The organism is Streptomyces sp. NPDC060205 (assembly GCF_042728395.1).
GTDB lineage: Bacteria > Actinomycetota > Actinomycetes > Streptomycetales > Streptomycetaceae > Streptomyces.
In genome coordinates this window covers 17,525-30,869 of record NZ_JBHWZP010000089.1, presented here as the reverse complement: position 1 = coordinate 30,869, position 13,345 = coordinate 17,525, and the positions used below count along the sequence as shown (strand labels likewise).

At 67.2% G+C, this 13,345-nt stretch carries 8 protein-coding genes; 1 reads left to right on the top strand and 7 read right to left on the bottom strand.

What is annotated here, in order from left to right; translation table 11 throughout:
• Positions 1 to 112: 112 nt before the first annotated feature.
• Positions 113 to 574 (top strand): MarR family winged helix-turn-helix transcriptional regulator, encoded by a 462-nt coding sequence (locus tag ACFWGJ_RS17965; protein ID WP_387325270.1) that lies wholly within the window; start codon positions 113 to 115, stop codon positions 572 to 574.
• A gap of 33 nt (positions 575 to 607) precedes the next feature.
• On the opposite strand, the gene ACFWGJ_RS17960 is transcribed toward ACFWGJ_RS17965, so the two are convergent.
• From ACFWGJ_RS17960 to ACFWGJ_RS17930, 7 genes are all read right to left on the bottom strand, one after another.
• Positions 608 to 3,727 (bottom strand): glycosyl hydrolase 115 family protein, encoded by a 3,120-nt coding sequence (locus tag ACFWGJ_RS17960; protein ID WP_387325268.1) that lies wholly within the window; start codon positions 3,725 to 3,727, stop codon positions 608 to 610.
• 245 nt (positions 3,728 to 3,972) lie between these two features.
• Entirely contained in the window at positions 3,973 to 5,166 is a 1,194-nt protein-coding gene (gene tuf, locus ACFWGJ_RS17955) for an elongation factor Tu (protein WP_107020991.1), read from the bottom strand.
• Between the two features lie 170 nt (positions 5,167 to 5,336).
• On the bottom strand, positions 5,337 to 7,466 hold the full coding sequence (gene fusA, locus ACFWGJ_RS17950) for an elongation factor G (protein ID WP_210882028.1): 2,130 nt from the start codon (positions 7,464 to 7,466) through the stop codon (positions 5,337 to 5,339).
• A 39-nt stretch (positions 7,467 to 7,505) separates the two neighbouring features.
• A complete protein-coding gene (rpsG, locus tag ACFWGJ_RS17945; protein ID WP_081218873.1) occupies positions 7,506 to 7,976 on the bottom strand; it encodes a 30S ribosomal protein S7 in 471 nt (156 codons plus the stop codon).
• A 2-nt stretch (positions 7,977 to 7,978) separates the two neighbouring features.
• Positions 7,979 to 8,350, bottom strand: coding sequence for a 30S ribosomal protein S12 (gene rpsL, locus ACFWGJ_RS17940; RefSeq protein ID WP_003948652.1), 372 nt, complete (start codon positions 8,348 to 8,350; stop codon positions 7,979 to 7,981).
• A 291-nt stretch (positions 8,351 to 8,641) separates the two neighbouring features.
• Complete coding sequence (locus tag ACFWGJ_RS17935; protein WP_387325266.1) at positions 8,642 to 9,196, bottom strand: DUF1707 and DUF4190 domain-containing protein; 555 nt, start codon at positions 9,194 to 9,196, stop codon at positions 8,642 to 8,644.
• 207 nt (positions 9,197 to 9,403) lie between these two features.
• Positions 9,404 to 13,303, bottom strand: coding sequence for a DNA-directed RNA polymerase subunit beta' (locus ACFWGJ_RS17930; RefSeq protein ID WP_210882027.1), 3,900 nt, complete (start codon positions 13,301 to 13,303; stop codon positions 9,404 to 9,406).
• Between the last annotated feature and the right edge of the window lie 42 nt (positions 13,304 to 13,345).

Genomic DNA, 13,345 nt, shown 5'->3' with positions numbered 1-13,345 from the left:
GGCCCGTTGACCCGCTGCCGAACTTCACACCCTCGCCCCCACCCCCTAGGGGCGCGGGGAACTGCGCAATCCTGTAGGCCACCCCCCACCGACCCGCACCCAAGGAACAACAATGACCACCCCGCCCCCTCCGACCACGGCCCGCGACGGCCACCTCAGCTACGCGATCTTCGTACTCGCCCGCACCCACCGCGCCCACGCGGCCACCATGCTCCGCGCCATGAACCTGCACCCCGGCCAGGAACTGCTCCTGATGCAGCTCTTCGACCGCGACGAGCAGACGCAGTCCGAACTCCTGGAGGGCGTCGGCCTCGACCACTCCACCGTCTCCAAGTCACTGCGCCGCATGCAGGAGGCCGGGCTCCTCACCCGGGAACCGTCCGCCCACGACCGACGCGTCCTGGTCGTCCGCCTGACCGACGCCGGCCGCGCCCTGCGCGCCCCCATCACCCAGATGTGGCGAACCCTGGAGGAGATCTCCGTGCGAGAGCTGACGCCGGAGCAGATCGAGGCGTTCACCGCGACGGCTTACACGATCGAGCAGTCGATCAAGGACCACGGCGACCAGCCCTGACCGGAGCTCAGCGCCAGAACTCAGCGCCAGAAATCAGCGCACGCGCCAACTCTCCCGCGGCCCCAGATACGTAGACGTCAACCCACCCGTGTCAATCACCAGCCGCTGCACCACCACCGTCGGATCGACCGCCCAGAACTTCAACCGGTGCAACCCCGCCGCCCCCACCATGTGGCGCGTAGACGTGCGATTGACGTTGTCCGATGTGTTGCGGGCCCACTCCATGTTCATCAGCCCGTCGTCGGCCCCGGTCACGGCGTGGATGTCGACGATCTGTGGCGCGTCCTCGTCGAACGAGACCCCGTACCGCAGCCCGACCCCCGTCGCCAACGCCGGATTCCGCGGCGACAGGTACGCCCACACCGTCACCGCCCCTTCCGACAGCAGACTCACCTCGTACTCAAGCCTCGGTGACGAACCTCCCGGAACCGGTGTCCATCCGGGAGCCGTCACCGGCCACGGCGTCACGCCCGCCCCCGTACGCCCGATCCCGTCGATACGCCGCCACGTCCCCACCGAGCGCGTGAAGTGCTCGGCGTCGACGGCGACGTAACCGCCCGCCTCCACGAATCCCCGCAGCCCGCGCGACACCCGTACCGACGGCTGCTCCGCGATCACCGCGACCTCCACCGTCCGCCCCGCACCCCCCACGGTCACCGACGCCTCCGTCCGTCCCCGCGGAGCCTTCGCCCAGTCCACCGTCAGCACGACCCGTACCTGCTCCTGGACCCGTCCGCGCGGCCGGTCGACCACGAGCCACGGCACGGACGGCGTGATCCGGTAGTCGAATGCCGTACGCCCCCGGTTGAACACCTCGATGTACTGATCGGGCCGTGTCTGGTACGGGCTGAAGGCAGGCAACTCGGCTGCACCCACGCCTCCCCCGGGCCACCACCCCTCCACCCCATCCACCGCCACCCCCAGTTCCGCCCCCGCCGGCACCTCGATCCGCCGCACCGCCGGGAAGATCTCGTCCGGCAGTGCCACGTTGTCCCGCTCGGGCTGCTGCCAGGGCGCGTTCGGGCCGTAGCGCTCCACATCCCCGTACCCGATGTGCGGCTGGGTCTGGAAACCCCGCCATTTGCCGCCCGCCACCCGCGCGTTGAAGCGTTCGGCGAGCGCGAGGTCCCGGGCGAGCGCCGCCTCCGCCTCGGCCGCGAGACCGTTCGTCGCGGCCCGCCCCTGCGCGGCGTACCGCAGGTTCGTGAACTCCGCCGCCCGCAGCCCGTACAGGTTGGCCGTCGCCGCCACCTCGTACCCGACCAGTTCGAACCACGCGTCCTGGTCCGCGGCCGGCAGCCGTCGGCCGATCCGCGCCGCCTCCTCGCCGAGCCGCCGCCACTCCTCGGTGACCCGCTCCAGTTCACGGTGGCCGAAGTGGAACGGCGTCTGCTGGTCGTCGTACACGACCCGCCCGTCCACCAGCGTGATCCGGCGGTTCAGCAGCTCGGGCTTGCGCCGCGACTGGAGCCGCCCGTACGCCGCGAGGACGGACGCGATCGCCGCCGTCTGTCCGTGCTCGTCACCGAAGTTCTGCCGCGCGTACCGCCGCTCCCACTCCCCCAGCCGCTCCAGCGGCCATCGCCCCGGATCCCACGCGTAGTCGAGGAAGAACTCCGTCGGCAGCTCGTTGCCCTTGAGATCGCCGACGTTCGTGACCCACAGCTCCCGGTTCCCGTACGCGGCGGCCTGGTGGAGCTGATCCCACAGGTTCGGCAGCGAGGCGGTGTCCACCCACTTGTAGTTGCGGCCGACGCCCACGTAGTCGAAGTGGTAATACAGGCCGTAACCGCCACCCCGCAACCCCTCCCCCTCCCCCTCCCCCGGATCGGGATGCTTGCGGATGTTGCCCCAGTTGTCGTCCGTCAGTACGACGGTCACGTCGTCCGGCGCGCGCAGGCCGCGGTCCCAGTACCGCTGGACCTCCTTGTAGAGCGTCCAGACCTGCGGGGTCTCGGCGGCGGCCCGGCCGGTGACGTCCTCGATGATCGCCCGCTGCGTCGCGATGATCTCCCGCATCAGCTCGATGCCGTCGCCGTCCGGCAGGCTGGTGTCCCCGTTGCCCCGCATACCGAGGGTGACGACCCCCTCGAAGTCCTGGTCGGTCATCCGCTCGATGCCCTCACGCCAGTACGCCTTGACCGCCTCCGCGTTGCGCCGGAACGACCACTCGCCGGTACCGCCGTACGGGTCGCGCCCCGGCGTCACGATGTTCCCCGCGCTGTCGCGCACGGCCGGCACGGCATGCCGGTTCCACTCCTCGATGCCCCGCATCATCGGCGCCTCATGAGACGTGCCCATGACAATCCCGTACGCCTTCGCCCGCGCGTGGTTCTCCGGGTCGTCCTCCGCGAACGCCCGCCCCCACACCGCCGGCCACAGATAGTTCGCCTTCAGCCGCAGCAGGACCTCGAAGACCTTCGCGTAGAAGTCCGCGGTGAAGCCGCCGGGGTGACCGGGAGCCTTCCCCGGCCCGAAGTATCCGGGCGCCCAGGTCCCCAGCGCCGGATTCTCGTCGTTGATGAAGACACCCCGGTACTTCACGGCGGGCGTGCCCTGGCTGAAGCGCCCCCGCCGCACGTACACCTCACTCCGCCGCACCGGCCGCACGTCGTCCCACCAGTACCAGGGCGAGACCCCGATCCCGTACGAGACGTCGTACGCCCCGAAGACCGTGCCGCGCTGGTCGCTGCCGGCGATCACGAACGCCCGCTCCACCCCGGGCATCGGCCGTTCGACCACGGTCTGCAGCGAGGTCTCCCACCTGCCGCGGATCCCGCCGACGTCGAGCTTCCCGGCCGCGACCAGCCCGTCGATCAGCGGACTGCGCCCGACCGTCCCCACCAGGACCACCTCGCGCGCGACCGAGTCCCCCGGCCGCACCCCCGTGACCCGCTCGATGTCGTCCCGCAGGTCACCGGCCACCCGTACGACTCCGGGGTGATCGTCCGCGCTGACGACGACCGGGGCGCCCACGAGCCGGAAGGCCCCGGGCTCGGACGAGAAGGAGATGTACGCGCCCGGGTCCGAAGCCGTATCGGCAGCGGCCTGCGGCACACCCTCCGCCCACGCGGTCCCGGCCCCCGACAGCCCCAGCAGCCCGGCCCCCGTCCCGGCCCCCAGCACGGCTCTACGACTGACCCCTCCGGACATGCGTCACCCCTCGACCGTCCCCGTATCGAATGTCGGCACGACAAACGGTGACGGGAGTGACCCCTGAGGGGAACGGGTCGTCACCGCCGAACACTTTCGTGACGAATCATTTCGACGCCCGCCCCCGGTGCGCCCCGCCCGGACACAGCAAAGGGGCCCGTACGACCGAAGTCGTACGGGCCCCTTCAGGAGCTCTGCGTTCAGTGCGGAGCTACCAGGCGTTCAAGCCCAACCAGCAGCCGAGACTACTTGTTGATCTTGGTGACCTGGCCGGCGCCGACGGTCCGGCCACCCTCACGGATGGCGAACTTGAGGCCCTCCTCCATGGCGACGGGCTGGATGAGCTCAACGGTCATCTCAGTGTTGTCGCCGGGCATGACCATCTCGGTGCCCTCGGGGAGGGTCACCACACCAGTCACGTCCGTCGTGCGGAAGTAGAACTGGGGACGGTAGTTGTTGAAGAACGGCGTGTGACGGCCGCCCTCGTCCTTGGACAGGATGTACGCCTGCGCCTCGAACGAGGTGTGGGGCGTGACCGAGCCCGGCTTGATGATGACCTGGCCGCGCTCGACGTCCTCGCGCTTGATGCCACGGAGGAGCAGACCGACGTTCTCACCGGCCTGGCCCTCGTCGAGCAGCTTGCGGAACATCTCGATGCCGGTGACCGTGGTGGTGGTCTTCTCGGTCTTGATGCCGACGATGTCGACGGTCTCGTTGACCTTGAGGACACCACGCTCGATACGACCGGTGACGACGGTGCCACGACCGGTGATCGTGAAGACGTCCTCGATCGGCATCAGGAACGGCTTGTCGACGTCACGCTCGGGCTGCGGGATCGACTCGTCGACGGCCTTCATCAGGTCGAGGACGGACTTGCCCCACTCGGCGTCGCCCTCAAGAGCCTTGAGCGCCGAGACCTTGACGACCGGAAGGTCGTCGCCCGGGAACTCGTACTCGGAGAGGAGCTCACGGACCTCAAGCTCGACGAGCTCCAGGATCTCCTCGTCGTCCACCATGTCGGCCTTGTTCAGGGCGACGACGATGTACGGAACGCCGACCTGGCGGGCCAGGAGCACGTGCTCCTTGGTCTGCGGCATCGGGCCGTCCGTGGCGGCGACGACGAGGATGGCGCCGTCCATCTGCGCCGCACCCGTGATCATGTTCTTGATGTAGTCCGCGTGACCGGGGCAGTCGACGTGGGCGTAGTGACGCGTCTCGGTCTGGTACTCGACGTGCGCGATCGAGATCGTGATACCGCGCTGGCGCTCTTCGGGAGCCTTGTCGATCTGGTCGAAGGCCGAGGCCTCGTTCAGGTCCGGGTACGCGTCGTGCAGCACCTTGGTAATGGCGGCCGTGAGGGTCGTCTTACCGTGGTCGATGTGACCGATGGTGCCGATGTTGACGTGCGGCTTAGTCCGCTCGAACTTTGCCTTCGCCACTGAATCCTCCTGCGGAGTGGTTCTGGTACGCCTTACTCATCGGCGCCAGGGTGATCTTTGCTGGGATGCCGCCCGCCGAGGTCCTCGCCGGTCCAGGGCGATTTCTCGTCCCTTGCCGGTTCGCGACCCGGGCGGTCGGTGTCAAGCCTAAAGCGTGTAAACGGTGTGTGTTACTCGCCCTTGGCCTTCGCGATGATCTCCTCGGCGACGTTCCGGGGAACCTCGGCGTAGGAGTCGAACTGCATCGAGTAGCTTGCGCGACCCGAGGTCTTGCTGCGGAGGTCGCCGACGTAGCCGAACATCTCCGAGAGGGGCACGAGGCCCTTCACGACGCGGGCACCGGCACGCTCCTCCATGGCCTGGATCTGGCCACGGCGCGAGTTGATGTCGCCGATGACCTCACCCATGTAGTCCTCGGGCGTGGTGACCTCGACGGCCATCATCGGCTCAAGGAGCACGGGGCTGGCCTTGCGGGCAGCCTCCTTGAAGGCCTGCGAACCGGCGATCTTGAACGCCAGTTCGGAGGAGTCGACCTCGTGGTAGGCACCGTCGAGAAGCGTGATGCGGACACCCGTCATCTCGTACCCGGCGAGGATGCCGAACTGCATGGCCTCCTGCGCACCGGCGTCCACCGACGGGATGTACTCCCGCGGGATACGGCCACCGGTCACCTTGTTCACGAACTCGTACGCCGGGCCGTCGGCCTCGGTGATGGGCTCGATCGCGATCTGCACCTTGGCGAACTGACCGGTACCACCGGTCTGCTTCTTGTGGGTGTAGTCCACGCGCTCGACGGCCTTGCGGATCGTCTCACGGTAGGCGACCTGCGGCTTACCGACGTTGGCCTCGACCTTGAACTCACGGCGCATACGGTCGACCAGCACCTCAAGGTGCAGCTCGCCCATACCACCGATGATGGTCTGGCCGGTCTCCTCGTCCGAGTGAACCTGGAAGGAGGGGTCCTCCTCCGCGAGACGCTGGATGGCGACACCCAGCTTCTCCTGGTCACCCTTGGACTTGGGCTCGATGGCGACCTGGATGACCGGCGCCGGGAAGTCCATGGACTCCAGGATCACCGGCTGCTTGTCGTCCGAGAGCGTCTCACCGGTGGTGGTCTGCTTCAGGCCCATCACGGCGACGATGTCGCCGGCGCCCACCGCCTCGATCTCCTCACGCTTGTTCGCGTGCATGCGGTAGATCTTGCCGATGCGCTCCTTCTTGCCCTTGACGGAGTTCAGCACGGCGGTGCCGGACTCCAGGCGGCCCGAGTAGACCCGGACGAAGGTGAGCTTGCCCAGGTGCGGGTCGCTCATGATCTTGAACGCGAGGGCCGACAGCGGCTCGTCCACGGACGGCTTGCGCTTCACGACGACCTCGGGGTCCTTCACGTCGTGGCCCTCGATGGCCTCGACGTCAAGCGGGGTCGGGAGGTAGCGCACGACCGCGTCGAGCAGGGGCTGGACGCCCTTGTTCTTGAACGCGGTGCCACAGAACACCGGGGTGACCGTGGTGTCGCTGGACTTGCCGGACGCGATGGTGATGCGACGGATCGCGGCGTACAGCTGCTCCTCGGTGGGCTCTTCGCCCTCCAGGTACAGCTCCATGATCTCTTCGTCGTTCTCCGCGACGGCCTCGATCAGCTTGCCGCGGTACTCCTCGGCAGCCTCGGCGTGCGTGGCCGGGATGTCGACGACGTCGTACATCTCGCCCTTGGCGGCCTCGGCGGACCAGACGAACGCCTTCATGGTGACGAGGTCGACGACACCCTTGAAGTCGGCCTCGGCGCCGATCGGAAGCTGCATGACCAGCGGCTGCGCCCCGAGGCGGTCCGAGATCATGTCGACGCAGCGGTGGAACTCCGCGCCGGTCCGGTCGAGCTTGTTGACGAAGCAGATGCGCGGCACGCCGTAGCGGTCGGCCTGACGCCACACCGTCTCGGACTGCGGCTCAACACCGGCGACACCGTCGAACACGGTGACGGCACCGTCGAGGACGCGGAGCGAACGCTCCACCTCGACCGTGAAGTCCACGTGACCCGGGGTGTCGATGATGTTGATGGTGTAGTCGTTGTCGTCGAGCGGCCAGTGACAGGTGGTCGCAGCAGAGGTGATCGTGATGCCACGCTCCTGCTCCTGCTCCATCCAGTCCATGGTCGCGGCGCCGTCGTGGACCTCACCGATCTTGTAGCTGACGCCGGTGTAGAAGAGGATCCGCTCGGTGGTGGTCGTCTTGCCCGCGTCGATGTGGGCCATGATCCCGATGTTGCGGACCCTGGCCAGGTCAAGTGAAGTGGTAGCCATAAGGCTTCGGTCTTCTCTCGGTCTCGATGGGGGTAGCGACTACCAGCGGTAGTGCGCGAAGGCCTTGTTGGACTCGGCCATCTTGTGGGTGTCCTCGCGCTTCTTCACAGCGGCACCAAGGCCGTTGGAGGCGTCGAGAAGCTCGTTGAGCAGCCGCTCGGTCATGGTCTTCTCGCGACGGGCGCGGGAGTAACCGACGAGCCAGCGCAGCGCGAGCGTGCTGGCGCGACCGGGCTTGACCTCGATCGGGACCTGGTACGTCGCACCGCCGACTCGGCGGGACTTGACCTCAAGGGTCGGCTTGATGTTCTCCAGAGCGCGCTTGAGCGTGATGACCGGGTCGTTGCCGGTCTTCTCGCGCAGGCCCTCCATGGCGCCGTAGACGATGCGCTCGGCGGTGGAGCGCTTGCCGTTCAGCAGCACCTTGTTGATCAGGGAGGTCACCAGAGGGGAACCGTAGACCGGGTCGATGATGACCGGGCGCTTCGGGGCGGGGCCCTTACGAGGCATTTCTACTTCTCCTTCTTGGCGCCGTAGCGGCTGCGGGCCTGCTTGCGGTTCTTGACACCCTGGGTGTCGAGAGAACCACGGATGATCTTGTAACGAACACCGGGCAGGTCCTTCACACGGCCGCCGCGCACGAGCACGATCGAGTGCTCCTGCAGGTTGTGTCCCTCACCCGGAATGTAAGCAGTGACCTCGATCCCGCTGGTCAGACGCACACGCGCGACCTTACGCAGGGCCGAGTTCGGCTTCTTCGGGGTGGTCGTGAACACACGCGTGCAGACGCCGCGACGCTGGGGCGAACCCTCAAGTGCGGGCGTCTTGTTCTTCTCGACCTTGTCCTGCCGGCCCTTCCGGACCAGCTGCTGGATCGTAGGCACTACTTCTCCGGTTTCTGTGTGCCGAATGGTGAAGCTAACCTGGAACACCGCCGACCCACGCGGTCGGGTGTGTCGAACACTGCAGATTCCCGCCGCGAAGCGGGAGGGGCGCAGATTGCGGTGGCCGGTGACGGCTTCCCTAGTGCGGTTGAAGGCACGCACGGAAGCCAGGGCACACCCCAGGCACAAGGTCTGAGCGTACCTACCTCATAGGCTGCGGTCAAAACAAATGGACCGCACTGGCATCCCTGAGCGGACCATGCCAAACCGCAGCCCCTCCGACGATCTTCGTCAGGACGTCACCACGGCGACGAACAGCAAGGTCACCAGCAGCGCCCAGCCCGCGGTGGACAGCCAGCCGAAGACCAGTCCCGTGAGCGCGAGACCTTCACCACCCTCGCCCGTGCGCCGCATCTCGGAGCGGGCGCTGTGGCCCAGGATCACCGCGGGAATCCCGGTCAGCCCGACGGTCACCAGACAGAGCACCCCGCAGATCGCCGACCCGACGGCCTTCTCGTTCGTCTTCGGCGGCACGGAGACGGGCAGGAACGTCCGTGGCACGGGCCCAGAGACCGCCGGAAGCGGTACGGGCCCCTGCGGGAGGTCGGACACCAGCAGGGCCAGTTCACCCACCGTACGGGCCGCGTAGGCCCGTGCCACCCGCTTCTCGAACTCGGGCTGCTGCATCCGCCCCTCGCCGAAGCCCGCTCTGAGCACGTCCACGGCCCGCTCCCGGTCGGCGGTGGACGCGAGCATGGAGTGACCCGCGGCCTGCTGCTCATGCCAGGGCCGCGGCTGATTCCACCCCTGCCCCTGCCCCGGCTGCCACGGCGACGGATACGACACGGGAGCACCTCCCCCGACGACTGTGTCTCCACGGATCTCCATCATGCTCCAACGCGGCAATACGGGCACAGGTTCCCGCACCACTCATGTCAGGAATTCCCGACGCCGCGCGGGGACGGGCGGCCGGCCCGGGAACGCCGAAGGGCGGCCACCTTGGAAAGGTGACCGCCCTCTGACTCGATCAGGCGCCTTGTTCAGGCGACCCGCCTACTGGTTGTACGGACCGTAGTCGTAGTCCTCCAGCGGAACGGCCTGGCCGGAGCCCGTGCCGAACGGCGAGTAGTCGATGTCGTCGTAGCCGACGGCCGAGTACATCGCGGCCTTGGCCTCCTCGGTCGGCTCGACCCGGATGTTGCGGTAGCGGGACAGACCCGTACCGGCCGGGATGAGCTTACCGATGATGACGTTCTCCTTGAGGCCGATCAGGGAGTCGGACTTGGCGTTGATCGCCGCGTCCGTCAGAACCCTGGTCGTCTCCTGGAAGGACGCCGCCGACAGCCACGACTCGGTGGCGAGCGAGGCCTTGGTGATACCCATCAGCTGCGGACGGCCGGAGGCCGGGTGGCCGCCTTCCTGCACCACACGACGGTTCTCGGTCTCGAACTTCGACCGCTCGACGAGCTCGCCGGGCAGCAGCTCCGCGTCGCCCGACTCGATGATCGTCACACGGCGCAGCATCTGCCGGATGATGATCTCGATGTGCTTGTCGTGGATCGACACGCCCTGCGAGTTGTACACCCGCTGGACCTCTCCGACCAGGTGAACCTGGACGGCACGCTGACCCAGGATGCGCAGCACGTCGTGCGGGTTGGTGGCACCCACGGTGAGCTTCTGGCCCACCTCGACGTGCTCGCCCTCGCTGACCAGGAGTCGGGCACGCTTCGAGATCGGGAACGCCGTCTCGTCGCTGCCGTCGTCCGGGGTGACGACGAGCTTCTTGGTCTTCTCGGTCTCCTCGATCCGCACGCGGCCGGAGGCCTCGGAGATCGGGGCGACACCCTTCGGCGTACGAGCCTCGAAGAGCTCGACGACACGGGGCAGACCCTGGGTGATGTCGTCACCGGCCACACCACCGGTGTGGAAGGTACGCATCGTCAGCTGCGTGCCGGGCTCACCGATGGACTGGGCGGCGATGATGCCGACCGCCTCACCGATGTCGACCAGCTTGCCGGTGGCCAGCGAACGGCCGTAGCACATGGCGCAGGTACCGACGGCGGACTCGCAGGTCAGGACCGAACGGGTCTTGACCTCCTTGATGCCGTGCTTGACGAGCTCGTCGATGAGGACGTCGCCGAGGTCGGTGTTGGCCGGGGCCAGCACCCGCCCGTCGACGGTGATGTCCTCGGCCAGCGCACGTGCGTACACGCTGGTCTCGACGTTCTCCGCCTTGCGCAGGACGCCGTCGGCGCCCACTTCGGCGATCTCCAGACGCAGACCACGGTCGGTGCCGCAGTCCTCCTCGCGGATGATGACGTCCTGCGAGACGTCCACCAGACGACGGGTGAGGTAACCCGAGTCGGCGGTACGCAGGGCGGTGTCCGCCAGACCCTTACGGGCACCGTGCGTGGAGATGAAGTACTCCAGCACGGACAGGCCCTCACGGAAGGACGCCTTGATGGGACGGGGAATCGTCTCGTTCTTGGCGTTCGACACCAGACCACGCATACCCGCGATCTGACGCATCTGCATCATGTTTCCGCGAGCACCGGAGTTCACCATCATCGAGACCGGGTTGGTCTTCGGGAAGTTCGCGTTCATCGCCTCGGCGACCTCGTTGGTCGCCTTGGTCCAGATCGCGATGAGCTCCTGCGTGCGCTCGTCCTTGGTGATCAGACCACGCTCGTACTGCTTCTGGACCTTCTCGTCCTGGTCCTCGTAACCCTTGACGATCGCGCGCTTCGCGTCGGGAACGACGATGTCGGAGATGGCCACGGTGACGCCGGAACGGGTCGCCCAGAAGAAGCCGGCCGCCTTCAGGTTGTCGAGCGTCGCCGCCACGATGACCTTGGGGTAGCGCTCGGCGAGGTCGTTGACGATCTCGGAGAGCTGCTTCTTGCCGACCTCGTAGTCGACGAACGGGTAGTCCTCGGGCAGCAGCTCGTTGAAGAGCGCGCGGCCCAGAGTGGTGTTCAGGCGGAAGGTGTCACCCTGCTGCCACTCCGGCTCGCCCTCCTCACGCGCCGGCGGGGTCCAGCCGCGCGGCGGGATGGTGCCCACCGGGAAGCGGATGTCCACGCGCGACTGCAGCGAGAGCTCGCCGGCGTCGAACGCCATGGTCGCCTCGGCCGAGGAGCCGAAGGACCGGCCCTCGCCCTTGACGTTGCGCAGCTCGCCGTCGGTGGTGAGGAAGAACAGACCGAGGACCATGTCCTGGGTCGGCATCGTCACCGGACGGCCGTCGGCGGGCTTGAGGATGTTGTTCGAGGACAGCATCAGGATGCGGGCCTCGGCCTGCGCCTCCGCGGAGAGCGGCAGGTGCACGGCCATCTGGTCACCGTCGAAGTCCGCGTTGAACGCGGTGCAGACGAGCGGGTGGATCTGGATGGCCTTGCCCTCGACCAGCTGCGGCTCGAAGGCCTGGATGCCGAGGCGGTGCAGGGTGGGCGCACGGTTCAGCAGAACCGGGTGCTCGGCGATGACCTCTTCGAGGACGTCGTACACGACCGTGCGGCCGCGCTCCACCATGCGCTTCGCCGACTTGATGTTCTGCGCGTGGTTGAGGTCCACCAGGCGCTTCATCACGAACGGCTTGAAGAGCTCCAGCGCCATCGCCTTCGGCAGACCGCACTGGTGCAGCTTGAGCTGCGGACCGACGACGATCACGGAACGCGCGGAGTAGTCCACGCGCTTGCCGAGGAGGTTCTGACGGAAACGACCCTGCTTGCCCTTGAGCATGTCGCTCAGGGACTTCAGCGGGCGGTTGCCGGGACCGGTGACCGGGCGACCACGACGACCGTTGTCGAAGAGGGCGTCCACGGCCTCCTGGAGCATGCGCTTCTCGTTGTTCACGATGATCTCGGGCGCGCCGAGGTCGAGAAGCCGCTTCAGACGGTTGTTGCGGTTGATCACACGGCGGTACAGGTCGTTCAGGTCGGAGGTCGCGAAGCGGCCACCGTCCAGCTGCACCATCGGGCGAAGGTCCGGCGGGATGACCGGCACGCAGTCGAGCACCATGCCCTTGGGGCTGTTGCTGGTCTGCAGGAACGCGGAGACGACCTTGAGGCGCTTGAGCGCACGGGTCTTCTTCTGACCCTTGCCGGTACGGATGATCTCGCGAAGACGCTCGGCCTCCTCGTCGAGGTCGAAGGACTCCAGGCGCTTCTGCAGCGCCGCGGCACCCATCGAACCGTCGAAGTACGTGCCGAAGCGGTCGCGCAGCTCGCGGTAGAGCAGCTCGTCACCTTCGAGGTCCTGGACCTTGAGGTTCTTGAAGCGGGTCCACACCTCGTCGAGACGGTCGATCTCGCGCTGCGCACGGTCGCGCAGCTGCTTCATCTCACGCTCGGCGCCTTCGCGCACCTTGCGGCGCACATCGGCCTTGGCACCCTCGGCCTCAAGCTCGGCCAGGTCGGTCTCAAGCTTCTTGGCGCGGGCTTCGAGGTCGGAGTCGCGACGGTTCTCGACCTGCTGACGCTCGACGGAGACGTGCGCCTCCAGCGAGGGCAGGTCACGCGTACGACGCTCGTCGTCCACGTACGTGATCATGTACGCGGCGAAGTAGATGACCTTTTCGAGGTCCTTCGGGGCGAGGTCGAGCAGGTAGCCAAGACGCGACGGAACGCCCTTGAAGTACCAGATGTGGGTGACGGGAGCGGCCAGCTCGATGTGGCCCATCCGCTCACGACGCACCTTGGCGCGAGTGACCTCGACGCCGCAGCGCTCGCAGATGATGCCCTTGAAGCGGACGCGCTTGTACTTACCGCAGTAGCACTCCCAGTCCCGGGTCGGACCGAAGATCTTCTCGCAGAAGAGTCCGTCCTTTTCGGGCTTGAGGGTGCGGTAGTTGATGGTCTCCGGCTTCTTGACCTCACCGTGGGACCACTGACGGATGTCGTCAGCGGTAGCAAGGCCGATCCGCAGCTCGTCGAAGAAGTTGACGTCGAGCACTTGTCGTCAATCCCTCTTTCGGGGTCGATTCTTCACTGGTCT